The following is a 20299-nucleotide window of genomic DNA, read 5'->3' as shown; positions in this document are numbered from 1 at the left end:
GTTGTATTTATTATAATATATATCTGCGTATTTATCATAATTCATATAAAATCTTCTGAAACTCTTTTGAAATACAGTTCATGCTTCACATTCATTCCTTTTCCACAAAAAAATACGGACACATGCTCCTTGCCCGTATTTTTTTATGTTCCTTGAATTATACCAGCTCGATGATTGCCATCGTGGCATTGTCACCGCGGCGGTTGCGTGTTTTGATAACACGTGTATAACCACCATTACGATCCTGATATTTTGGTCCGATTTCATTGAACAGTTTCTGCAAAGCAGTCTGTCCGGTTGCTTCATCAACTACGACATCGCGAACAAAGCTTGCTGCCTGACGACGAGCATGCAGATCTCCACGTTTTGCCAGAGTAATTAATTCATCAACTACTGTACGCAGTTCTTTTGCCTTCATTTCCGTAGTTTCAATTTGTCCGTTGGCAATAATAGAAGTAGCCATGTTACGGAACATTGCTTTACGGTGATCGGCAGTACGTCCTAATTTACGATTCCACATTCGTTAGGTTCCTCCTTCACACTTTACTCGTATGACTTGAAGCTGAGCCCCAGATCATAGATTTTATCTTTAACTTCCTTGAGTGATTTCTTACCCAAGTTTCTAACTCTCATCATTTCGTCTTCAGTACGCTGAGTCAGCTCTTCAACAGTCTGAATACCAGCACGCTTCAAGCAGTTATAGCTTCGTACTGACAGGTCTAAGTCTTCAATCATCATAACCAGACCCTTGTTCTGAACTTCGCCCTGAGCTTCCTTCATGACGGAATCCATATCATTGACTGCCTCATGAACATTTGTCAACAGCTCCAGATGATCAATCAGAATCTTCGCAGCGAGGGCTACGGATTCCTGAGGGGTGATTGAACCGTTTGTCCAAATCTCCAGTACAACCTTGTCATACTGAGCATCCTGACCGACGCGAGTCGGTTCAGAAACATAGGCAGCCTTTTCAATCGGTGTATAAATAGAGTCGGTATAAATCGTTCCCAATGGCTGATTTGGAGACTGATACAGAGACTTATTGGTATCGGAGCTTACATATCCGCGACCAATCCGTGCCTGCAGTTCCATTTCCAGAGAACCGCCTTCTTCTATCGTACAGATGTATAGATCCGGGTTCAGCACATTAACGCCATCCGGGCAGATAATATCGCCGGCAGTTACAGCACCAGGACCCTTTTTGGAAATACGCAGTGTATACACTTCATCATCCTGAATATCCAGAATTATACTTTTGATATTCAGAATCATTGCCGTCACGTCTTCTACAATTCCCGGCATGGCGGTAAATTCATGGTAGACACCGTCGATTTTTATAGAAAATACGGCCCCACCTGGCAAAGAGGAGAGCAGAACCCGACGCAGAGCATTACCGATGGTCGTCCCAAACCCTCTTTCGAGCGGTCCGATAACGAATTTTCCGTAATTTTCTGAATCTACGTATTCTTTTACTTCAAAATTTGCACGTTCGAATTTTTGCATACAAATACCTCCTCAGTATAGTTTATGATTAACCACGTGGCCGTTTTGGCGGACGACATCCGTTGTGAGGAATAGGAGTTACATCATTGATCATTGTAATTTCTAATCCTGCAACCTGCAGAGCTCTGACAGCTGCTTCACGTCCTGGGCCTGGGCCTTTTACGTTAACAGATACTGTCTTCATTCCGTTATCAACTGCGGCTTTACCAGCGGCTTCACCAGCCATCTGTGCAGCGAACGGTGTTGATTTACGGGAACCTTTGAATCCTAATGCTCCGGCACTGGACCATGCAATTGCGTTACCGTTCTCATCCGTGATCGTTACGATCGTGTTATTGAATGTAGAATGAACATGTGCACATCCACGAGCTATATTCTTACGGGCACGACGCTTGTGTCCGCCTTTGGTTGTTTTTGCCATGATTGCTTCCTCCTATCTTCTTATTTCTTCTTGCCAGTTACTGCACGTCTAGGACCTTTGCGAGTACGGGCATTTGTTTTGGTGCGCTGACCGCGAACCGGTAAACCTTTACGGTGACGAATTCCGCGGTAGCATCCGATTTCCATCAGACGTTTGATGTTCAACTGAACATCACGGCGTAAATCACCTTCTACTTTAATTTTATCTACTTCATTACGGATGGCATTTACTTGATCTTCACTCAGATCCTTTACGCGGATGTCTTCGCTGATGCCTGTTGTTTTCAGGATATCTTCAGCAGTCTGACGTCCGATACCATAAATATAAGTTAAGGATACAACCACACGTTTATCGCGTGGGATATCTACTCCTGCAATACGAGCCATTCTCTATTACACCTCCATTAATTTCCCTGTCTTTGTTTGTGTTTCGGGTTTTCACAAATAACCATGACGCGGCCTTTACGTTTAATGACGCGGCATTTATCGCATATAGGTTTTACAGATGGTCTTACTTTCATGCGTTTTCCTCCTTATCCCGCCCTACTTATGACGGAATGTAATGCGCCCACGTGTTAAATCATAAGGTGAAATTTCAACAGTAACACGATCCCCTGGTAAAATGCGGATGTAATGCATGCGGATTTTACCAGAAACGTGAGCCAGTATAGTGTGTCCGTTGGCTAATTTCACTTTGAACATTGCGTTCGGCAGAGTATCTTCAACTACTCCGTCGATCTCAATAACATCTTGTTTACCCATTACCTGGATATTCCTCCTTATCGGTTAAAGTCGTGAGTATCTCATACCCATCGGCGGTGACAGCAATCGTGTGTTCGAAATGCGCTGACAGCGAACCATCCTTGCTGACAACGGTCCAGCCGTCATGCAGCGTTCTGGTTTGTGGTCGCCCCATGATCACCATTGGCTCAATGGCCAGCGTCATTCCCTCCTTCAAGAGAATGCCGTGCCCTGCCGCCCCAAAATTTGGTACGGAAGGATCTTCGTGAACACTGGTACCGACACCATGGCCTGAAAAGTCGCGTGGAATACTGTATCCGAACTCATATACAATCGCTTGGATTGCATGGGATATATCAGTTAAACGATTCCCTGCTTTTACCTGTTTCATACCTGCAAACAACGATTCTTTTGTCACCTTGAGCAAGCTTTGCGCGGCAGTCGATATCGCGCCGACTCCATACGTCCAGGCAGAATCTCCGTGATACCCGCGGTAACAGGCTCCGATGTCCACTGAAACGATATCGCCTTCGTTCAGAATCGTATCATCAGGGATACCATGAACCAAGACGGAATTAATCGATATGCATGTGGCAGCGGGAAATCCATACAATCCTTTAAAGGATGGGGTTGCTCCATAGGAGCGAATAACATCCTCACAGATCGCATTGATTTCGCGGCTGGAAATACCTGGACGAATGCTTGCGGCAACCGCCTGGTGAGCCAGCGCAACAATCCGTCCCGCCTCCCGCATATAATTTAATTCTGAAGCTGATTTGATTGTGACCATCGGTTATGCCTCAAGGGCTTCCAATACGTCACTCCACACTTTATCGATCGGCTGATCAGCATTGATTCGTACCAGCTGTCCCTTTGCCTCATAATAAGCAAGAACCGGCTCGGTCGATTTCTTATACTCATCAAGACGAACACTCAGACTTTCAATTGTATCATCTTTGCGCTGATACAGTTCACCGCCGCATTTATCACAGATACCTTCGGTTTTTGACGGATGGTTCTTGATATGATAAATTTCATCACAGTTTTTACAGATGCGGCGGCCGGTGATCCGCTCCTTCAGAATTTCGAAATCCAACTCCAGTACCAGCACCTTGTCTACAGACAGGTCGGTACCTTCAGTCAGTTTATCGAATACTTCTGCCTGAGCAGTTGTGCGCGGATATCCATCTAAGAGATAACCATTACCCAGATCGAGTTTCTCTAAGAAGCTCTTGACCATCGGATTGGTTACCTCATCCGGAACAAGCAGTCCCTGATCGGAATAGCTTTTAGCTTTCAGTCCGAGCTCTGTCTGCTTACTGATCTCAGAACGAAAGATGTTGCCGGTCGAGATGTGATGGACTTGGAAATGTTCTACAATCTTGGCAGACATGGTTCCTTTACCGGCCCCAGGTCCTCCCATAATCATAATGTTCATATCAGTTTCCCTCTGCTTTTGAAATGAATCCGCGGTAGGAACGCTGTGTCAGCTGACCCTTCAAAGACTTCCATGTTTCCATGGCAACACCGACAACGATAATGATTCCGGTTCCGCCTAGTCCCATAGATTTTGGCAGATTGGTAACCATTGGCATCAGATACGGTATCGCAGCGATGAAGGCCAGTGCCAGAGATCCCAGCACCGTTAAACGATTCAGAACTTGATTAATGTATTCTTTTGTTTCCGTTCCCGGACGAATACCAGGAATATATGTGCCTGACTTATTCAGATTCTCAGCCACTTTCTCCGGATCTACCATCAGCTTGGTATAGAAGAACGTAAAGAGAATGGTCAGAATCACGTAGATGATCAAGCCGACCGGCTTGGTCATATCCGTAAAATTCGTCAGTGCTTTCGTAAAGCTGTTTTGCGTGAAGAAGCTGGCAATCGTGGCCGGCGCAATCATCACGGAAGAAGCGAAAATGACGGGAATTACACTGGCTGAGTTTAACTTCAGCGGCAGGTAGGTCATGTCCTTCTTCTTCGTCTGCACCGTGCTGGATGTATACTGAATCGGAATCTTTCGTTCCGCCAGCTGCATTAGCACAACGCCGACAATAATCAACAGATAGACAAGGATATAAACCGCGAACATGGCAATGCCAGTCCAGCCGGCTTTACCGCCGGTCATCTGCTGAAACACCTGAGTGAACTGAGACGGCATACGTGCTACGATTCCCGCAAAGATCAAAATGGATACACCATTTCCAATACCCTTCATGGAAATCTGATCACCGACCCATAATAGGAACATCGAACCAGCTGACAGGATGGTTACCACAAACAAATAATCGGCAACGCCTGCATTTGGCATAATGTTATAGGAACGATTAAATGCTATCATCATTGTCAGACCCTGTACAAAGCCCAATACCACAGCCAGATAACGTGTGTAACGATCAATTACCTTTTTGCCGGAGGCACCGCTTTTTGACAGCTCGGTCAGATATGGAATAACATCCATGGACAATAGCTGCAGGATGATGGATGCCGTAATGTATGGCCCCACACCCATTGAGAATATGGATAACTGCTGGATCATACCTCCACCCAGCAGATTTAACATATTCAACAGTGAATTACTGTTTACACCAGACATCAGAGATGCCGTATTCACGCCCGGTACAACGATTGCCGCACCGAAACGGAAGATAAACAGCATGAGCAGGGTGAACAGGATTCGCTTACGGATTTCCTTGTTCTTGAACATGCTGATTACTGTGGCTATCATATTAGATTACCTCAGCTTTTCCGCCTGCCTGCTCAATTACAGTCACAGCTGACTTTGAGAACTTGTTAGCTTTCACTACCAATTTCTTAGTTAATTCGCCCTGACCTAAAATTTTGATACCATCTAATTCTTTTTTAACCAGACCGCTTTCAATCAGCATCTCTGGAGTCACTTCACCATCTTCGAAGCGATTCAAGCTCGCTACGTTCACAATTGCGTATTCTTTACGGGTGAAGTTTGTAAATCCGCGTTTTGGCAAACGTCTTGCGAGCGGTGTCTGACCACCCTCGAATCCTAAACGTACACCTCCGCCGGAACGAGCCTTCTGACCCTTCTGTCCCTTACCGGAAGTTTTACCATTACCAGATCCCTGTCCGCGTCCGACACGGTTACGTGATGAACGTGCACCTTCTGTATATTGCATTTCATGTAATTTCATGTCTATTCCCTCCTATTAACCGCGAATTTCTTCCGGCTTTTTTCCACGGAGACGAGCTACCTGTTCAACAGTCTTCAGATTCTGCAGAGCAGTCATTGTAGCGCGCACCATGTTGATCGGAGTACGTGAACCGATACATTTTGACAGAACATCATTGATACCAGCCAGTTCCAAAACATCACGGACAGCACCGCCCGCGATAACTCCAGTACCTTCTGAAGCTGGACGCAGGAAGATTTCACCAGCGCCGTAAACACCAGTGATTTCGTGCGGAATGGTCGTGTTGACAACCGGTACAGTGAAGACATTCTTTTTAGCATCTTCAATTGCTTTTTTGATGGCATCAGGAACTTCGTTTGCCTTGCCGGTACCAAAACCGACACGTCCCTTTTTGTCACCAATTACCACTAAAGCCGCAAAACGGAAACGGCGACCACCCTTAACAACCTTGGTTACACGGTTGATGGTGACTACACGTTCTTCGAATTCCTTAGGCTCGCGGTCTCTTCTTGGTTTGCGTTCCATTCGCATGACCTCCTTAAAATTTCAATCCGGCTTCTCTAGCTGCATCAGCCAAAGCCTTAACACGTCCGTGGTAGATATATCCGCCACGATCGAATACTACATTTTCAATTTTTGCCTTCTGGGCACGGACAGCCAGTTCTTTACCAACCTGAGCTGCTGCTTCTACGTTACCGCCGTTTGCCAGTTTCATATCAACGCTGCTTGCGGCAACAAGAGTTTTACCATTGACATCGTCAATGATCTGCGCGTGAATGTGCGCATTTGAACGGAAAACGTTCAGACGGGGACATTCAGGAGTACCGTTCACTTTCTTGCGAACGCGCAGATGACGACGGATACGTTCATCATTTCTAGACACTTTCTTAAGCATAGTCTTATTGCTCCTTTCCCACTATTTCTTAGCTGCCGTCTTACCTTCCTTACGGCGTACGTGTTCACCTTTGTAGCGAATACCCTTGCCTTTGTAAGGTTCTGGCTTTCTGACAGCGCGGATGTTTGCGGCCCATTCACCGACTCTTTGTTTATCGATACCTGAAACCTTGATTTCGGTAGCAGATACACATTCCACTTTCACGCCTTCCTCTACCACAAATTCAACCGGGTGAGAATAACCGACGTTCAAAGTTAATTTGTTGCCTGATACTGCAGAACGGAAACCGATACCAACCAGTTCCAGGGTCTTTTCAAATCCTTGTGATACTCCTTCAACCATGTTGTTCAACAGAGCGCGGGTAGTACCGTGTAACTGTTTTGTGTGCTTCTCTTCGTTTGGACGAGAAACAGTTAAAATGCCTTCTTCAATTTTGATTCCCAAAATCTCTGAAAACTGACGCGTTAAAGTTCCCTTAGGCCCCTTAACAGTCACCTCATTCTTGTCAGAGATGGAGACTTCCACTCCGGCAGGAATGGTAATCGCTTTATTACCGATACGTGACATTAGCTATATACCTCCAGATTACCACACGTAAGCCAGCACTTCGCCGCCTACATGTTTTGCTTTCGCTTCTTTGTCTGTCATCAGACCTTCGGAAGTAGAGATGATAGCAATACCCAATCCGTTTAATACGCGTGGGATGGAATCCACTTTCGCGTATACACGTAAACCAGGTTTTGAGATTCTCTTCAGTCCGCTGATCACTTTTTCATTGTTCGGTCCGTATTTTAATACAACCGTAATGTTTTTCTTAACATCACCGGCTACGCTGTAGTCGGTAATGAATCCTTCGTTCTTCAAAATCTTTGCGATTTCCACTTTTTCTTTACTTGCTGGAACTTCCACGCTTTCGTGACGAGCCGAAACTCCATTACGAATTCTAGTCAGCATATCAGCAATCGGATCTGTCATAATCATCATGACTATACCTCCTTCTTCTGCCTACCAACTAGCCTTTTTCACACCCGGGATCTGACCTTTGTAAGCCAGCTCACGGAAGCAAATACGGCACAGTTTGTATTTACGTAAAACTGAGTGAGGACGACCACAACGTTCACAACGTGTGTACTCACGCACCTGGAACTTCTGAGGACGTTTTGATTTTAAAATCATTGCTTTTTTTGCCATATCCTTGAGTCCTCCTATTTCTTGAACGGCATACCCATTGCTTCAAGCAGCGCCGTTCCTTCTTCGTTTGTTTTTGCACTCGTAACAATGACAATGTCCATACCACGAGTTTTGTTGACCTTATCGAAATCGATTTCCGGGAAGATCAACTGTTCTTTGATACCCAATGTATAGTTGCCGCGGCCGTCAAATGCCGTCTTGGATACACCGCGGAAATCTCTTACACGAGGCAAAGAGATGTTCATCAGCTTATCCATGAAATCGTACATTTTCACACTGCGCAGCGTTACCTTACAGCCGATTGCCATACCTTCACGCAGTTTGAAGTTGGCGATGGATTTTTTTGCTTTGGTTACCACTGGCTTCTGACCGGTGATCTGCTGCAGCTCAGCAACTGCATCCTCTAACACCTTCGGGTTGGAAATGGCTTCACCAACACCGATATTGATAACGATCTTTTCAACTTTCGGTACTTCCATTACGGAAACATAATTGAACTGTTTCATCATGAAAGGGATGACTTCTTCTCTATATTTCTTTTCTAGGCGGTTCATATCTTAACCCTCCTACTTCAGGACTGCGCCAGTCTTTTTGAAATAGCGCACCTTTTTGCCTTTCTCTTCTTTGAAGCCGATCTTGCTGGCAGTTTTTGCCTTTGCATCATAAGCCATTACATTTGATACATGGATCGGAGCTTCCTTTTCAACAATTCCGCCATCAGGATTTTCCTGTGTCGGCTTCAGGTGTTTCTTTACAATGTTGACACCCTCGACAATAACCTTATCCTCCTTTGGGAAAACTTTGGTTACGTCTGCGATAGTGCCCTTGTAAGCACCAGTAATGACCTGAACTTTATCACCTTTTTTGATCTTCACAAAGACACCTCCTTACAATACTTCCGGTGCCAGAGAAACAATTTTCATGAAATCTCTGTCACGCAGTTCTCTTGCCACCGGGCCGAAAATACGGGTACCCTTTGGCGTGTTGTCATCTTTAATGATAACAACCGCATTATCATCAAATTTGATGTATGTTCCGTTGTCACGGCGCACACCGTACTTCGTACGTACGATTACCGCTTTGACAACATCACCTTTTTTAACAGTTCCACCTGGAGCTGCCTGTTTTACCGTACAAACAACGATATCACCGATGTTTGAATATCTACGTCTACTTCCGCCTAATCCACGGATAACTAAAACTTCTTTAGCACCAGTGTTGTCGGCAACTCGTAATCTTGTTTCGTTTTGAATCATGACTCATTACCTCCTATGGCCTAAAGAACAACAGCCTTTTCAACGATTTTCACCAAGCGGAAACGTTTGGTAGCGGACAATGGACGAGTTTCCATAATCTCTACTTTATCACCGATTCTCGCTTCGTTCTTCTCGTCGTGAGCTTTGAACTTTTTAGAATATTTTACACGCTTACCGTATAACGGGTGGGTCTTTTTCGTTTCAACGATAACTGTGATCGTTTTATCCATCTTATCGGAAACTACGGTTCCACGATATACTTTACGGTTTGATCTTTCCATTTATATCGTCCTCCTATTCCTGAGAACCAAGCTCACGCTCAGTCATCACTGTCTTAATGCGGGCGATGGTCTTCTTAACGGTTCTCATGCGAGCAGTGTTCGTCAAGTTACCTACAGCCTGCTGGAAACGAAGGTTAAAGAGTTCTTCCTTAAGCGTTTCGATCTCTTGGTTTAATTCAGTATTGCTTTTTTCTCTGATCTCTTTCGCTGTCATTTTTACTCCTCCTCGCCTTTACGTACAAATTTGCATTTTACCGGCAGTTTGTGGGAAGCCAAACGGAATGCTTCGCGTGCAATTTCTTCCGGCACACCAGCAATCTCGAACATAACACGGCCCGGCTGTACAACTGCTACCCATCCTTCAGGAGCACCTTTACCAGATCCCATACGTACTTCTAACGGCTTCTTAGTTCTTGCCATGTGAGGGAAAATTTTGATCCAAACTTTTCCGCCACGCTTCATGTAACGCGTCATCGCGATACGGGCTGCTTCGATCTGGCGGTTACTTACGTAGTTACCAGACTCCGCTACCAATCCATATTCACCGAAAGCTACTTCACGTCCTGCTTTCGCACGGCCTTCATAGCTTAAACGGTGAGGTCTTCTATATTTTGTTCTGTTAGGCATTAACATGACTATTTACCTCCTTCAGTTGCCGGAGCGCCTGCCTGTGCCTGAGGAGCCGGCTTTGACCCAGAAGCATTTCTGTTGTCATTGCGATTTCCTCTGTTGTTTCCACGACGATCATTGCGGTCATTTCTGCGACGGCCGCGACGGTCGTTATACGGATTCTTCGGTGCTTCTGGTTCCGTTACCATCTGGCCCGGCAGAACTTCACCGCGGCAGATCCAAACCTTGACACCCAGACGGCCGTAAGTTGTAGATGCTTCTTCCCATGCGTAATCAATATCAGCACGCAGTGTGTGCAAAGGTACAACGCCTTCTGAATAGCCTTCGCCACGAGCGATATCAGCACCGCCTAAGCGGCCGGAAACCAATGTTTTGATTCCTTTCGCACCGCAGCGCATAGTTCTCTGGATGGCTTTCTTCTGTGCTGTACGGAAGGAAGCACGCTGTTCCAGCTGATCCGCAATGTTGCGGGCAACCAGACGAGCATCCAGATCAGGATTCGCAATTTCCAGGACTTTCAGGTAAACTGTTTTGCCAGCTACCATCTTTTCCACTTTCTTTTTCAAGTTTTCAACATTTTCACCGTTGGTACCGATAATCACACCCGGACGAGCAGAGCGGATGATAATTTCCACACGGTTTTTGGAACGTTCGATTTCAACTCTTGATACTGAAGCCGCTTTCAGCTCAGCCATCAAGAATTCACGAATTTTAATATCTTCTAACAGATAATCGGCATATTCTTTGTCTGCGTACCATCTTGATTCCCAATCACGGATGACACCAACTCGGAAACCGATTGGACTAACTTTCTGTCCCATGGAATACCTCCTTAATCTCTCTCATCAACCACAACTGTAATGTGGCTGGTGCGTTTGTGGATCGCGCTTGCAGATCCTTTGGCACGCGGCATGAAACGTTTCAATGTAACACCTTCGTTTACATAGCATGCTTTTACATAAAGCTTTTCTTCATTCATATCGTTATTGTTTACAGCATTTGCCACTGCAGAATGCAGGGTCTTACCGATTGCCACAGAAGCGGCATTCGGAGTAAATCTTAAGATTGCGGCTGCTTCAGCAGCATCTTTCCCACGGATCAGATCGATTACCAAACGAGCTTTTCTAGGTGGGATACGCAATGTTTTAGCAGTTGCTTTTACTTCCATCATCGTTTCCTCCTATTTTTTCGCTTTCTTGTCGTCTGAACCATGACTCGCATATTTACGGGTCGGTACGAATTCACCTAATTTATGACCAACCATGTCTTCAGTTACATAAACAGGCAGGTGTTCTTTTCCGTTGTAAACAGCAAAAGTGTGTTCCACAAACTGTGGGAATATGGTTGAACGACGTGACCAAGTCTTGATTACTTCTTTTTTGCCGGACGCATTCAGAGCTTCTACTTTTTTCATTAAGTGTTCGTCACAGAAAGGTCCTTTTTTCAAACTACGACTCATATTTCATTTCCTCCTTTGCGCTTACTTGCCGTTACGACGACGAACGATCATCTTCGTCGAAGCCAGCTTCTTCTTACGAGTTTTCACACCCATAGCTTTTTTGCCCCAAGGAGTCATTGGTGATTTACGTCCAACCGGTGTACGTCCTTCACCACCGCCATGAGGGTGGTCATTCGGGTTCATAACGGAACCGCGAACGGTAGGACGAATGCCTTTCCAGCGGGAGCGTCCTGCTTTACCAATGTTTACTAAGCTGTGATCTTCGTTACCAACCTGTCCGATCGTAGCACGGCAGTTTCCTAAAATCTTACGAACCTCGCCGGAACCCAAACGAACGGTTACATACTTATCTTCAATACCCAAAATCTGAGCAGATACACCAGCAGAACGCGCCAGCTGTCCGCCTTTGCCCGGCTTCAATTCCACATTGTGGATGAAGGTACCTTCTGGCATATCGCGCATTTCCATGCAGTTTCCGACCTTGATGTCAGAACCGGCACCGGATACAACGCTCATGCCTACGGTCAGGCCTTTTGGAGCAATGATGTAACGCTTTTCACCGTCTGCATAATTCAGCAGCGCAATGTTAGCGGAACGGTTTGGATCATATTCAATCGTAGCAACTTTTGCCGGGATCAGATCCTTATCGCGTTTAAAGTCAATGATACGATACGTACGCTTATGTCCGCCGCCCTGATGGCGAGTGGTGATGCGTCCGTTATTGTTACGTCCGCCTTTACTTTTTAAAGGCGCTGTCAGGGAACGTTCAGGCTTACTTGCGGTAATTTCCTCAAACGTTAATCCTGTCATACCACGACGACCCGGAGTCGTCGGCTTATATTTCTTAATTGGCATGGATTACTTTTCCTCCTTACACATATTTATACAGGAAATAGTGTGAATCTTCCTGTCTATTCAGCAGCCTCTTCTTCGCCGAATAAATTGATGTCCTGACCTTCAGCAATTGTAACGATCGCTTTGCGGACAGCATTGGTTGTACCAATGTATTTACCCATTCTTTTTTTCTTAGGCTTGCAATTCACAACGTTCACTTTTACAACGTCAACGCCGAAGATCGCTTCCACAGCCTGTTTGATCAGGGTCTTATTTGATCCCTTCTTAACTTCGAAAGTAACTTTGTTTTCTGCGTCCATGTATTTCATCGTCTTTTCAGTGATGATCGGACGTACGATAATATCTCTATAGTTATTCATTTGCGAGCGCCTCCTCAACATTCTTCACGGCAGCTTCCGTGAATACAACCTTGTTGGCATTCACGATGTCGTAAACGTTGATAGCATCCGCTGTCAGCATCATCATCGTCGGGATGTTGCGCATTGACAGGAATGCATTCACAGCATCTTCTTCATTTCCGACTACAAACAGTGTTTTGTTTACAGCCTTGATATTTTCGATGACTGCTTTAAAATCCTTTGTTTTAGGAGCATCCAGCTTCAGTGCGTCGACTACGATCATATCGCTGCTCAGCACTTTTTCGCTTAATACAGATTTCAGTGCCAGACGGCGAACTTTCTTGTTTAAACGATAGCTATAGCTGCGCGGAGTCGGTCCAAACACCGTTCCGCCGCCGCGCCACTGGGTAGCACGGATAGAACCCTGACGCGCACGTCCGGTTCCCTTTTGACGCCAAGGTTTACGTCCGCCTCCGCTTACTTCACTGCGGCCCTTGGTATCATGTGTTCCCTGATGCATGCTTGCACGCTGCATAATAATTGCATCAAAGATACACTGCTGATTTGGCTCGATGCCAAATACATCCTGGCAAAGATCAATTTCGTGCAGTTCTTTACCTTCCTGGTTTAATACGACCATCTTAGGCATCTTTCTATTCCTCCTCTGCGTTCGTGTAATCCACTAATACCGCAGCCGGACGAGAGCCCTTGGCACGCTTAGCGGACTGAACGATAACCATACCGCGCTTTGGTCCCGGTACGTTACCTTTGATTAATAAGTAATTCTGCTCAGCATCCACTTTAATGACTTCCAGGTTCTGGTTAGTTGTGCGAAGTCCGCCTTCCTGACCAGGCATTGTCGTACCCTTCAGAATTTTACCCTGACGGGAAGTAATACCATTGGTAGCCAATGAACCAACGTGTCTGTGGTGTCCTGAACCGTGAGCAGCAGGTCCCAGTTTTGAGTTATTACGGTAAACCTGTCCCATGAAGCCTTTACCCTTGCTTGTACCGATGACATCAACTAAGTCACCAGCCGCAAAGATGTCAACCTTGACTTCATCACCAATACCATAGCTCATCATTTCTTCGCTGCGAACTTCTCTAGCGAAGCGCTTCGGTGCTGTATTTGCTTTTGCCGCATGCTTTACTGCAGCCTTGGTAGCGCGTGCTTCTTTCATATCTTCAAAGCCGAGCTGAACAGCTTCATAGCCGTCGTTCTCTTTTGTTTTCTTCTGCATTACAATGTTCGGGCATGCTTCAACTACAGTAACCGGAATCAAAGTTCCGTCTTCTGTAAACACCTGAGTCATACCTAATTTACGTCCTAAAATACCTTTCATGATGTTCACCTCCATCACTACAGCTTGATCTCGATGTCAACACCGCTTGGCAGCTCTAAACGGCTCAGTGAGTCGATTGTTTCTGCTGTCGGTCCGACAATCTCAATCAAACGTTTGTGTGTTCTGATTTCGAACTGTTCACGAGAATCTTTGTACTTGTGTACCGCACGCAGGATCGTGATTACCTGCTTTTCAGTTGGAAGCGGAACTGGTCCAACAATCTTTTTGGCACCGTGAGATTGTGCCGCCTGCACGATCTTTTCTGCAGATGCATCCAAGATTCTGTGCTCGTAAGCTTTTAAACGAATTCTTACGCTGTTTTTTGCCATGAATAAATCTCCTTTCGTCTATATAGGTTATAGACTCGCTCGATGCGAATTCCCCAGCTACTGCGCCATGACAACGCTTATCAGTGTGCCAGCAACCTCGCACGTCCATGCGGTCGTAACGGTATTATATAACAAAAGCCCAACGGAATGCAAGCCTTTTTTCAGAAAAAACGAAATTCATAAAAAGACGATAAATAAAGGATTTTGATGTGCTTATCCGCGATCGGGTTCGCCCTTTCAAACACAAAAAAAGAAGATGCGGACATCTTCTTTTCTTACATTTTTTACTTAATGATTTCAGTAACGTTACCAGAACCAACTGTACGTCCACCCTCACGGATAGAGAACTTTGTGTTGTTTTCGATAGCAATTGGAGCGATCAATTCAACTGTCATTTCAATGTTGTCACCCGGCATAACCATTTCTACACCTTCTGGCAGTGTGATAACACCAGTAACGTCAGTTGTACGGAAGTAGAACTGAGGACGGTAGTTAGAAACGAATGGAGTGTGACGTCCACCTTCTTCTTTTGTCAGAATATAGACCTGAGCTTTGAAGTTTGTGTGTGGGTGTACGGAACCAGGTTTAGCCAGTACCTGACCACGCTGAATTTCATCACGGTTAATACCGCGCAGCAGCGCACCGATGTTATCGCCGGCCTGTGCAACATCCAACTGCTTACGGAACATTTCCAGTCCAGTGACAACTGTTTTCTTAGTTTCGTGGATACCAACGATTTCAACTTCTTCACCAAGCTTGATTTCACCGCGCTCAACACGTCCAGTAGCAACGGTACCACGACCTGTGATAGTCATAACATCTTCTACAGACATCAGGAACGGTTTGTCAGTTTCACGCTGAGGATCAGGTACGTATGCGTCAACAGCATCCATCAGTTCTTTGATAGCGCCAACGTATTTTTCATCACCTTCCAGAGCTTTCAGAGCAGAACCGCGGATGATTGGAGCATTGTCTCCGTCAAATCCGTACTCGCTCAGCAGTTCGCGTACTTCCATTTCAACCAGGTCGATCAATTCTTCATCATCAACCATGTCGCATTTGTTCAGGAATACAACGATATAAGGAACACCTACCTGACGAGCAAGCAGAATGTGCTCACGAGTCTGAGGCATAGGTCCATCAGATGCAGCAACAACCAGGATAGCACCATCCATCTGTGCAGCACCAGTGATCATGTTCTTAACGTAGTCAGCGTGACCCGGGCAGTCAACGTGTGCATAGTGACGAGTTGCTGTCTGGTATTCAACGTGTGCAGTGTTAATTGTAATTCCACGTTCTTTTTCTTCAGGTGCACCATCAATCTGGTCATAAGCCTGAGCCTGAGCCATTCCGTCTTTTGCAAGAACATTTGTAATAGCAGCAGTTAACGTAGTTTTACCGTGGTCAACGTGACCGATTGTACCAATATTTACGTGGGTTTTCGATCTGTCAAATTTTTCTTTAGCCATTTTATATTTCCTCCTGTTATAGATTTCATTAATATTCTAATCTAAACGCTTTCCAAAAGCAACAATTAATTATCGGAAGCGTTGTTTTTGATAATTTTCTCTGTGACGCTCTTTGGAACTTCTGCATAATGGTCAAATTTCATGGAGTAGTTACCGCGTCCCTGCGTAAACGAACGCAAGTCTGTAACGTATCCGAACATCTCAGAAAGCGGGATCATCGCACGTACGATAATCGCAGTTCCGCGTTCTTCCTGTTCTACAATCTGACCGCGGCGGCTGGATACATCACCCATAACACTACCGAGGTATTCAGCAGGCGCCGTAATATCAACTGCTTCAATCGGCTCAAGAATAACCGGCTTACATTTTTTAGCGGCTTCCTTCAGCGCCATCGAAGCGGCAATCTTATATGCCATTTCCGATGAATCGACATCGTGGTAAGAACCATCGAACAGAGTAGCTTTGATGTCTACAACCGGATATCCGGCTAACAGACCGTTATTCAGAGCTGCTTCCAATCCTTCATTGGTTGGCTTGATAAATTCACGCGGTACGCTTCCGCCGACAGTTGCATCAACGAATTCGAATCCCTTGCCCTCTTCCTGAGGCTCGAAGCGAATCCAAACGTGACCATACTGACCGCGTCCGCCGGACTGCTTGATGTATTTACCTTCACACTCAGCACTCTGACGGATTGTCTCACGATAAGCTACCTGAGGAGCTCCGACATTGGCTTCAACCTTGAACTCACGGCGCATACGGTCAACAATAATATCCAGGTGCAATTCACCAACACCGGCAATGATTGTCTGTCCGCTGTCCTGATCTGTCCAAGTCTTGAAGGTCGGATCTTCTTCTGCCAGTTTGGCAAGCGCCAGACCCATTTTATCCTGATCTGCCTTAGATTTCGGCTCAACGGCAACCGAAATTACCGGATCAGGGAATTCCATGGATTCCAGAATAACCGGATTTTTTTCATCACACAGAGTGTCTCCGGTCGTTGTATCCTTCAAACCTACGGCAGCGGCGATATCACCGGCGTAAACCTGATCAATTTCTTTACGAGAGTTTGCGTGCATTTGAACGATACGGGCAAAACGCTCTTTTTTATTTTTGGTTGAGTTCAGAACATAAGTGCCGGCTTTCGCAGTACCTGAGTACACGCGGAAGTAGGACAGCTTGCCGACAAACGGATCCGTCATGATCTTGAAAGCCAGTGCCGAGAAAGGCTCTTCATCGCTCGCATGGCGTTCCACTTCTTCACCATCAATGGTCGTACCCTTGATAGCCGGAATATCAGTCGGGGCAGGCAGGTAAGCGATTACCGCATCCAACACCATCTGAACACCCTTGTTCTTATAAGCAGATCCGCAAAGTACTGGGAAGAATTCACCGGTACATACTCCCTTACGGATCGTAGCCTTGATTTCATCAATCGTCGGTTCCTCACCTTCCAGGACTTTCATCATGAAGTCTTCATCGTAATCAGCGATCATTTCAATCAGCTGAGCGCGATATTTTTCACAGTCTGCCTGAAATTCTTCGGGGATTTCCGTAATCTGAATATCTGTACCCATATCATTGGTGTAGATTTCAGCCTTACGTTCAATAATATCAATGATACCCTTGAAGCTGCTTTCAGCACCGATCGGCAGCTGGATCGGAGTTGCCTTCGCACCCAAACGCTTAACGATCGACTCCGCTGACATAATGAAGTCAGCTCCCGTAGCATCCATCTTGTTGACAAATACGATACGAGGAACGCCGTAAGTAGTAGCCTGACGCCATACGGTTTCAGTCTGCGGTTCAACACCAGCTTTTGCATCCAGTACCGTTACAGCACCATCGAGTACACGCAGGGAACGTTCAACCTCAACCGTGAAGTCTACGTGGCCCGGAGTATCAATAATGTTTACACGGTGTTCTTTCCACTGACAGGTAGTAGCAGCAGAAGTGATCGTGATACCACGCTCCTGCTCCTGTGCCATCCAGTCCATCGTGGAAGCTCCATCATGTGTTTCACCGATCTTGTGGTTAACACCAGTATAGTACAGAATACGTTCTGTAGTTGTCGTCTTACCGGCATCGATGTGAGCCATGATACCAATATTACGAGTTTTTTCTAATGAAAATTCACGTGCCATAATAATTTAGGCTCCTTCCTACCAGCGGTAGTGTGCGAATGCCTTATTGGCCTCTGCCATCTTGTGGATGTCTTCGCGTTTCTTAACCGACTGACCAGATCCGTTCGCTGCATCGATAATCTCAGCAGCAAGTCTCTGTTCCATCGTCTTTTCACTTCTCAAACGAGCATATTTTACAATCCAGCGCAGCGCCAGTGTTAAGCGTCTCTCCTGAGAAACTTCAACCGGCACCTGGTAGTTAGAACCGCCGACACGGCGAGCTTTCAGCTCCAGCAACGGCATAACATTCTCCATCGCCTGTTCGAAAACCTCCATTGGTTTACGCTCTGTTTTTACTTCAATAATATCGAATGCGTTGTATAGGATCGTCTGTGCAACCCCTCTTTTCCCATCAATCATGATTTTGTTGATCAGACGAGTGACCAGCTTGGAGTTGTAAATAGGATCTACTAATACATCGCGTTTTGCTATATGTCCTTTTCTAGGCATTAAGATTTCCTCCTTTCATCACGAATGATTTATTTTGCTGCTTTTGGTTTCTTCGCGCCATAGCGGGAACGAGCCTGATTACGGTTCGCAACACCAGCACAGTCCAGTGTACCGCGAATAATGTGGTAACGAACACCTGGCAGATCCTTAACACGACCGCCACGAATCAAAACCACACTGTGCTCCTGCAGGTTATGTCCAATTCCAGGAATGTAAGCAGTTACCTCCATTCCATTACTCAGACGAACACGGGCGTATTTACGTAAAGCAGAGTTTGGTTTTTTCGGGGTCATAGTACCGACACGCGTACATACTCCACGTTTCTGAGGAGCGCTGATGTCAGTAGGACGACGTTTCAGTGAGTTGTAACCTCTATTTAAAGCAGGTGATTTTGAAACCCACACATTCTGTTCACGACCTTTACGGATCAATTGGTTAATTGTTGGCATGAATATCCTCCTTTCACTTGTAACACACTTTTCCGGGTGTGCCATCTTACAGCATAATTTTAGTTCCCTTGATACGGGAACCAATTCTACGCTAGCTTACATATAATAATGGATTTCCAAAAACATGTCAATCTTTTTTTGAATAAATTTTTTGAAATGAGAACATTGCGGCATTTCCTAAGAACAATCATATTACATTCATTTAAACATATGATAAAACTGGTTTTAAAAAAAGGAATTGATGTGAAAGAAAAAGTAAGCAGCCCTGCTAATTATACGATCCTCGCAAAGGTAAAGCTACATAGAACCGCAATTCATTTATTTTGAAAACGCAGCTATGAAAATATCAATGCAGCAGATATCCCGAAGAATCAGAAGCGGGTATCAGTACCTCAACTGACATTATGAATCAAAGATACACTTTACCTGGACATGCTCATCCGTCCCTCTCTCAGGTGAGAAAAGCCGGGCATAAGGATAAGGATTTCTCATTATCAAACTGTCGGGCATTTAGCATGACTTATTCAGCAATTTTTCATATACTGTTCATGTTGGAAAGTGAGGACATTGAAAATGAGTTACATGTGCAATATATGCGGTTACATCTACGACGGCGATGATTTCAAAAAAGAACCAAATGATTATCAATGCCCATTGTGTGATGCTTCCCGTTCAGAATTCACAGAACGTAATATTGAAGTTGAAGTATGTAACGCAACAGATGAGTTTCATCGAATCAAAAACAGTAAAATCGTGTAGATCACGATTTTTTTATTTATGCAGTTAATCAAATCTATCATTGATGAAATCAGAACAAGCCTATTCATAACTTATCATAACCAAAACATCATGAACGCTTGATGATTGAATACTTCAGCAGTTTCATTCTGCATAAAGATACTATGTACATAGCTATCAAACCATAACGATATCAATTATTGATGATTTACCCATGTATCTCATTGATTTAATTCTACATACTTTTATTAGTGTCCTCCATGAACTGTTCTATGGATAATAAAGCAGTTTGTTGATTCTTCTATATGTATCAACAGTCATTCATGACATGCCAAATTAAATATTTAAGGAATCTATATTTTTTTTACTCGATCTGCAATTCACCAAATATGTATTAGAATCAGCAGCTTTCTTACCCCTGCGCCTTATAAATGAAATGATAAAGCACCATACTTAATAATAGATTTCAAAATCATTCATTATACAAGAACCGAAGCAGGAAAGGAATAAAAAAAGACTCTCAACAAAGAGAAGAGAGTCGATCACCTGGCAATGAGCTATCTTCACACGGGGCAGGCCCGGTTATTGTCGCCGCTGG

Annotated in this window: 34 protein-coding genes; 1 reads left to right on the top strand and 33 read right to left on the bottom strand. The window is 45.0% G+C overall.

What is annotated here, in order from left to right; genetic code table 11:
- Window positions 1-157: 157 nt before the first annotated feature.
- From rplQ to rpsL, 33 genes are all read right to left on the bottom strand, one after another.
- Window positions 158-520: a 50S ribosomal protein L17 gene (gene rplQ / locus GSF08_RS08595; RefSeq protein WP_160625431.1), complete on the bottom strand. Its 363-nt coding sequence runs from the start codon at window positions 518-520 to the stop codon at window positions 158-160.
- 23 nt (window positions 521-543) lie between these two features.
- Window positions 544-1503 carry a DNA-directed RNA polymerase subunit alpha gene (locus tag GSF08_RS08590; protein WP_160625430.1) on the bottom strand — a complete coding sequence of 320 codons (960 nt, stop codon included), beginning with the start codon at window positions 1501-1503 and terminating at the stop codon, window positions 544-546.
- 28 nt (window positions 1504-1531) lie between these two features.
- Window positions 1532-1924 carry a 30S ribosomal protein S11 gene (gene rpsK, locus GSF08_RS08585; RefSeq protein WP_160625429.1) on the bottom strand — a complete coding sequence of 131 codons (393 nt, stop codon included), beginning with the start codon at window positions 1922-1924 and terminating at the stop codon, window positions 1532-1534.
- Window positions 1925-1944: 20 nt separating this feature from the next.
- Window positions 1945-2310 (bottom strand): 30S ribosomal protein S13, encoded by a 366-nt coding sequence (gene rpsM / locus GSF08_RS08580; RefSeq protein WP_160625428.1) that lies wholly within the window; start codon window positions 2308-2310, stop codon window positions 1945-1947.
- A 17-nt stretch (window positions 2311-2327) separates the two neighbouring features.
- Window positions 2328-2444, bottom strand: a complete 117-nt coding sequence (gene rpmJ, locus GSF08_RS08575) for a 50S ribosomal protein L36 (RefSeq protein WP_102267906.1) — start codon at window positions 2442-2444, stop codon at window positions 2328-2330.
- Window positions 2445-2466: 22 nt separating this feature from the next.
- On the bottom strand, window positions 2467-2685 hold the full coding sequence (infA, locus tag GSF08_RS08570; RefSeq protein WP_160625427.1) for a translation initiation factor IF-1: 219 nt from the start codon (window positions 2683-2685) through the stop codon (window positions 2467-2469).
- Window positions 2678-3454: a type I methionyl aminopeptidase gene (map, locus tag GSF08_RS08565; protein ID WP_160625426.1), complete on the bottom strand. Its 777-nt coding sequence runs from the start codon at window positions 3452-3454 to the stop codon at window positions 2678-2680. Before map ends, infA begins: the two co-directional genes overlap by 8 nt.
- 3 nt (window positions 3455-3457) lie before the next feature.
- Entirely contained in the window at window positions 3458-4102 is a 645-nt protein-coding gene (locus tag GSF08_RS08560; protein ID WP_160625425.1) for an adenylate kinase, read from the bottom strand.
- Window position 4103: 1 nt separating this feature from the next.
- Complete coding sequence (secY, locus tag GSF08_RS08555; protein WP_160625424.1) at window positions 4104-5396, bottom strand: preprotein translocase subunit SecY; 1293 nt, start codon at window positions 5394-5396, stop codon at window positions 4104-4106.
- Between the two features lies 1 nt (window position 5397).
- Entirely contained in the window at window positions 5398-5835 is a 438-nt protein-coding gene (gene rplO / locus GSF08_RS08550) for a 50S ribosomal protein L15 (RefSeq protein ID WP_160625423.1), read from the bottom strand.
- A gap of 15 nt (window positions 5836-5850) precedes the next feature.
- Window positions 5851-6360 (bottom strand): 30S ribosomal protein S5, encoded by a 510-nt coding sequence (rpsE, locus tag GSF08_RS08545; RefSeq protein WP_160625422.1) that lies wholly within the window; start codon window positions 6358-6360, stop codon window positions 5851-5853.
- A gap of 13 nt (window positions 6361-6373) precedes the next feature.
- Window positions 6374-6730 (bottom strand): 50S ribosomal protein L18, encoded by a 357-nt coding sequence (gene rplR / locus GSF08_RS08540; RefSeq protein WP_160625421.1) that lies wholly within the window; start codon window positions 6728-6730, stop codon window positions 6374-6376.
- Between the two features lie 21 nt (window positions 6731-6751).
- Window positions 6752-7297, bottom strand: coding sequence for a 50S ribosomal protein L6 (rplF, locus tag GSF08_RS08535; protein ID WP_160625420.1), 546 nt, complete (start codon window positions 7295-7297; stop codon window positions 6752-6754).
- A gap of 18 nt (window positions 7298-7315) precedes the next feature.
- Window positions 7316-7711 carry a 30S ribosomal protein S8 gene (rpsH, locus tag GSF08_RS08530; RefSeq protein ID WP_160625554.1) on the bottom strand — a complete coding sequence of 132 codons (396 nt, stop codon included), beginning with the start codon at window positions 7709-7711 and terminating at the stop codon, window positions 7316-7318.
- A gap of 24 nt (window positions 7712-7735) precedes the next feature.
- Window positions 7736-7921, bottom strand: coding sequence for a type Z 30S ribosomal protein S14 (locus GSF08_RS08525; protein WP_160625419.1), 186 nt, complete (start codon window positions 7919-7921; stop codon window positions 7736-7738).
- 14 nt (window positions 7922-7935) lie between these two features.
- Window positions 7936-8475, bottom strand: coding sequence for a 50S ribosomal protein L5 (gene rplE / locus GSF08_RS08520; RefSeq protein ID WP_160625418.1), 540 nt, complete (start codon window positions 8473-8475; stop codon window positions 7936-7938).
- Window positions 8476-8487: 12 nt separating this feature from the next.
- Window positions 8488-8796, bottom strand: a complete 309-nt coding sequence (gene rplX, locus GSF08_RS08515) for a 50S ribosomal protein L24 (RefSeq protein WP_160625417.1) — start codon at window positions 8794-8796, stop codon at window positions 8488-8490.
- A gap of 12 nt (window positions 8797-8808) precedes the next feature.
- A complete protein-coding gene (gene rplN, locus GSF08_RS08510; RefSeq protein WP_160625416.1) occupies window positions 8809-9177 on the bottom strand; it encodes a 50S ribosomal protein L14 in 369 nt (122 codons plus the stop codon).
- 20 nt (window positions 9178-9197) lie between these two features.
- Window positions 9198-9458: a 30S ribosomal protein S17 gene (gene rpsQ / locus GSF08_RS08505; protein ID WP_160625415.1), complete on the bottom strand. Its 261-nt coding sequence runs from the start codon at window positions 9456-9458 to the stop codon at window positions 9198-9200.
- Window positions 9459-9471: 13 nt separating this feature from the next.
- Entirely contained in the window at window positions 9472-9672 is a 201-nt protein-coding gene (gene rpmC, locus GSF08_RS08500; RefSeq protein ID WP_160625414.1) for a 50S ribosomal protein L29, read from the bottom strand.
- Between the two features lie 2 nt (window positions 9673-9674).
- On the bottom strand, window positions 9675-10091 hold the full coding sequence (gene rplP / locus GSF08_RS08495; RefSeq protein WP_160625413.1) for a 50S ribosomal protein L16: 417 nt from the start codon (window positions 10089-10091) through the stop codon (window positions 9675-9677).
- A gap of 2 nt (window positions 10092-10093) precedes the next feature.
- Window positions 10094-10909 carry a 30S ribosomal protein S3 gene (gene rpsC, locus GSF08_RS08490; protein WP_160625412.1) on the bottom strand — a complete coding sequence of 272 codons (816 nt, stop codon included), beginning with the start codon at window positions 10907-10909 and terminating at the stop codon, window positions 10094-10096.
- 11 nt (window positions 10910-10920) lie between these two features.
- The gene (gene rplV, locus GSF08_RS08485; RefSeq protein WP_160625553.1) at window positions 10921-11256 is read right to left on the bottom strand and encodes a 50S ribosomal protein L22; all 336 of its coding nucleotides are present in this window, start codon (window positions 11254-11256) and stop codon (window positions 10921-10923) included.
- Between the two features lie 12 nt (window positions 11257-11268).
- Window positions 11269-11547 (bottom strand): 30S ribosomal protein S19, encoded by a 279-nt coding sequence (gene rpsS / locus GSF08_RS08480; RefSeq protein WP_160625411.1) that lies wholly within the window; start codon window positions 11545-11547, stop codon window positions 11269-11271.
- Between the two features lie 21 nt (window positions 11548-11568).
- Window positions 11569-12402, bottom strand: a complete 834-nt coding sequence (rplB, locus tag GSF08_RS08475; protein WP_160625410.1) for a 50S ribosomal protein L2 — start codon at window positions 12400-12402, stop codon at window positions 11569-11571.
- Window positions 12403-12458: 56 nt separating this feature from the next.
- On the bottom strand, window positions 12459-12761 hold the full coding sequence (rplW, locus tag GSF08_RS08470) for a 50S ribosomal protein L23 (protein WP_160625409.1): 303 nt from the start codon (window positions 12759-12761) through the stop codon (window positions 12459-12461).
- Window positions 12754-13389, bottom strand: coding sequence for a 50S ribosomal protein L4 (rplD, locus tag GSF08_RS08465; protein ID WP_160625408.1), 636 nt, complete (start codon window positions 13387-13389; stop codon window positions 12754-12756). Before rplD ends, rplW begins: the two co-directional genes overlap by 8 nt.
- A gap of 4 nt (window positions 13390-13393) precedes the next feature.
- The gene (gene rplC / locus GSF08_RS08460) at window positions 13394-14083 is read right to left on the bottom strand and encodes a 50S ribosomal protein L3 (protein ID WP_160625407.1); all 690 of its coding nucleotides are present in this window, start codon (window positions 14081-14083) and stop codon (window positions 13394-13396) included.
- A 17-nt stretch (window positions 14084-14100) separates the two neighbouring features.
- Window positions 14101-14412, bottom strand: a complete 312-nt coding sequence (gene rpsJ / locus GSF08_RS08455) for a 30S ribosomal protein S10 (protein ID WP_160625406.1) — start codon at window positions 14410-14412, stop codon at window positions 14101-14103.
- A 284-nt stretch (window positions 14413-14696) separates the two neighbouring features.
- Window positions 14697-15881, bottom strand: a complete 1185-nt coding sequence (gene tuf / locus GSF08_RS08450) for an elongation factor Tu (RefSeq protein ID WP_160625405.1) — start codon at window positions 15879-15881, stop codon at window positions 14697-14699.
- A gap of 65 nt (window positions 15882-15946) precedes the next feature.
- Window positions 15947-18025, bottom strand: coding sequence for an elongation factor G (fusA, locus tag GSF08_RS08445; protein ID WP_160625404.1), 2079 nt, complete (start codon window positions 18023-18025; stop codon window positions 15947-15949).
- Window positions 18026-18043: 18 nt separating this feature from the next.
- Complete coding sequence (gene rpsG / locus GSF08_RS08440; protein ID WP_160625403.1) at window positions 18044-18514, bottom strand: 30S ribosomal protein S7; 471 nt, start codon at window positions 18512-18514, stop codon at window positions 18044-18046.
- 29 nt (window positions 18515-18543) lie between these two features.
- Window positions 18544-18963, bottom strand: coding sequence for a 30S ribosomal protein S12 (rpsL, locus tag GSF08_RS08435; RefSeq protein WP_160625402.1), 420 nt, complete (start codon window positions 18961-18963; stop codon window positions 18544-18546).
- Between the two features lie 573 nt (window positions 18964-19536).
- Here rpsL and GSF08_RS08430 point away from each other — a divergent pair.
- The gene (locus GSF08_RS08430; RefSeq protein WP_160625401.1) at window positions 19537-19722 is read left to right on the top strand and encodes a rubredoxin-like domain-containing protein; all 186 of its coding nucleotides are present in this window, start codon (window positions 19537-19539) and stop codon (window positions 19720-19722) included.
- Window positions 19723-20299: the final 577 nt, after the last annotated feature.

This window comes from Copranaerobaculum intestinale (assembly GCF_009831105.1).
Classification (GTDB): domain Bacteria; phylum Bacillota_I; class Bacilli_A; order Erysipelotrichales; family Erysipelotrichaceae; genus Copranaerobaculum; species Copranaerobaculum intestinale.
The sequence above is the reverse complement of the archived record's forward strand: the minus strand, read 5'-3'. Positions and strand labels throughout refer to the sequence as shown.

What these genes read in the sequence shown, in the direction of transcription:
- rplN (WP_160625416.1), bottom strand. Translation starts at nt 9,177, where the DNA reads ATGATTCAAAACGAAACAAGATTACGAGTTGCCGACAACACTGGTGCT.
- map (WP_160625426.1), bottom strand. Translation starts at nt 3,454, where the DNA reads ATGGTCACAATCAAATCAGCTTCAGAATTAAATTATATGCGGGAGGCG.
- rplR (WP_160625421.1), bottom strand. Translation starts at nt 6,730, where the DNA reads ATGCTTAAGAAAGTGTCTAGAAATGATGAACGTATCCGTCGTCATCTG.
- rplF (WP_160625420.1), bottom strand. Translation starts at nt 7,297, where the DNA reads ATGTCACGTATCGGTAATAAAGCGATTACCATTCCTGCCGGAGTGGAA.
- tuf (WP_160625405.1), bottom strand. Translation starts at nt 15,881, where the DNA reads ATGGCTAAAGAAAAATTTGACAGATCGAAAACCCACGTAAATATTGGT.
- secY (WP_160625424.1), bottom strand. Translation starts at nt 5,396, where the DNA reads ATGATAGCCACAGTAATCAGCATGTTCAAGAACAAGGAAATCCGTAAG.
- rpsE (WP_160625422.1), bottom strand. Translation starts at nt 6,360, where the DNA reads ATGGAACGCAAACCAAGAAGAGACCGCGAGCCTAAGGAATTCGAAGAA.
- fusA (WP_160625404.1), bottom strand. Translation starts at nt 18,025, where the DNA reads ATGGCACGTGAATTTTCATTAGAAAAAACTCGTAATATTGGTATCATG.
- rplQ (WP_160625431.1), bottom strand. Translation starts at nt 520, where the DNA reads ATGTGGAATCGTAAATTAGGACGTACTGCCGATCACCGTAAAGCAATG.
- rpmC (WP_160625414.1), bottom strand. Translation starts at nt 9,672, where the DNA reads ATGACAGCGAAAGAGATCAGAGAAAAAAGCAATACTGAATTAAACCAA.
- rplD (WP_160625408.1), bottom strand. Translation starts at nt 13,389, where the DNA reads ATGCCTAAGATGGTCGTATTAAACCAGGAAGGTAAAGAACTGCACGAA.
- rpsM (WP_160625428.1), bottom strand. Translation starts at nt 2,310, where the DNA reads ATGGCTCGTATTGCAGGAGTAGATATCCCACGCGATAAACGTGTGGTT.
- rplE (WP_160625418.1), bottom strand. Translation starts at nt 8,475, where the DNA reads ATGAACCGCCTAGAAAAGAAATATAGAGAAGAAGTCATCCCTTTCATG.
- GSF08_RS08430 (WP_160625401.1), top strand. Translation starts at nt 19,537, where the DNA reads ATGAGTTACATGTGCAATATATGCGGTTACATCTACGACGGCGATGAT.
- rplC (WP_160625407.1), bottom strand. Translation starts at nt 14,083, where the DNA reads ATGAAAGGTATTTTAGGACGTAAATTAGGTATGACTCAGGTGTTTACA.
- rpmJ (WP_102267906.1), bottom strand. Translation starts at nt 2,444, where the DNA reads ATGAAAGTAAGACCATCTGTAAAACCTATATGCGATAAATGCCGCGTC.
- rpsS (WP_160625411.1), bottom strand. Translation starts at nt 11,547, where the DNA reads ATGAGTCGTAGTTTGAAAAAAGGACCTTTCTGTGACGAACACTTAATG.
- rpsK (WP_160625429.1), bottom strand. Translation starts at nt 1,924, where the DNA reads ATGGCAAAAACAACCAAAGGCGGACACAAGCGTCGTGCCCGTAAGAAT.
- rpsL (WP_160625402.1), bottom strand. Translation starts at nt 18,963, where the DNA reads ATGCCAACAATTAACCAATTGATCCGTAAAGGTCGTGAACAGAATGTG.
- GSF08_RS08590 (WP_160625430.1), bottom strand. Translation starts at nt 1,503, where the DNA reads ATGCAAAAATTCGAACGTGCAAATTTTGAAGTAAAAGAATACGTAGAT.
- GSF08_RS08560 (WP_160625425.1), bottom strand. Translation starts at nt 4,102, where the DNA reads ATGAACATTATGATTATGGGAGGACCTGGGGCCGGTAAAGGAACCATG.
- rpsJ (WP_160625406.1), bottom strand. Translation starts at nt 14,412, where the DNA reads ATGGCAAAAAACAGCGTAAGAATTCGTTTAAAAGCTTACGAGCACAGA.
- rplP (WP_160625413.1), bottom strand. Translation starts at nt 10,091, where the DNA reads ATGTTAATGCCTAACAGAACAAAATATAGAAGACCTCACCGTTTAAGC.
- infA (WP_160625427.1), bottom strand. Translation starts at nt 2,685, where the DNA reads ATGGGTAAACAAGATGTTATTGAGATCGACGGAGTAGTTGAAGATACT.
- rplV (WP_160625553.1), bottom strand. Translation starts at nt 11,256, where the DNA reads ATGGAAGTAAAAGCAACTGCTAAAACATTGCGTATCCCACCTAGAAAA.
- rpsC (WP_160625412.1), bottom strand. Translation starts at nt 10,909, where the DNA reads ATGGGACAGAAAGTTAGTCCAATCGGTTTCCGAGTTGGTGTCATCCGT.
- rplW (WP_160625409.1), bottom strand. Translation starts at nt 12,761, where the DNA reads ATGAATAACTATAGAGATATTATCGTACGTCCGATCATCACTGAAAAG.
- rpsG (WP_160625403.1), bottom strand. Translation starts at nt 18,514, where the DNA reads ATGCCTAGAAAAGGACATATAGCAAAACGCGATGTATTAGTAGATCCT.
- rplB (WP_160625410.1), bottom strand. Translation starts at nt 12,402, where the DNA reads ATGCCAATTAAGAAATATAAGCCGACGACTCCGGGTCGTCGTGGTATG.
- rpsQ (WP_160625415.1), bottom strand. Translation starts at nt 9,458, where the DNA reads ATGGAAAGATCAAACCGTAAAGTATATCGTGGAACCGTAGTTTCCGAT.
- rplO (WP_160625423.1), bottom strand. Translation starts at nt 5,835, where the DNA reads ATGAAATTACATGAAATGCAATATACAGAAGGTGCACGTTCATCACGT.
- rpsH (WP_160625554.1), bottom strand. Translation starts at nt 7,711, where the DNA reads ATGATTATGACAGATCCGATTGCTGATATGCTGACTAGAATTCGTAAT.
- GSF08_RS08525 (WP_160625419.1), bottom strand. Translation starts at nt 7,921, where the DNA reads ATGGCAAAAAAAGCAATGATTTTAAAATCAAAACGTCCTCAGAAGTTC.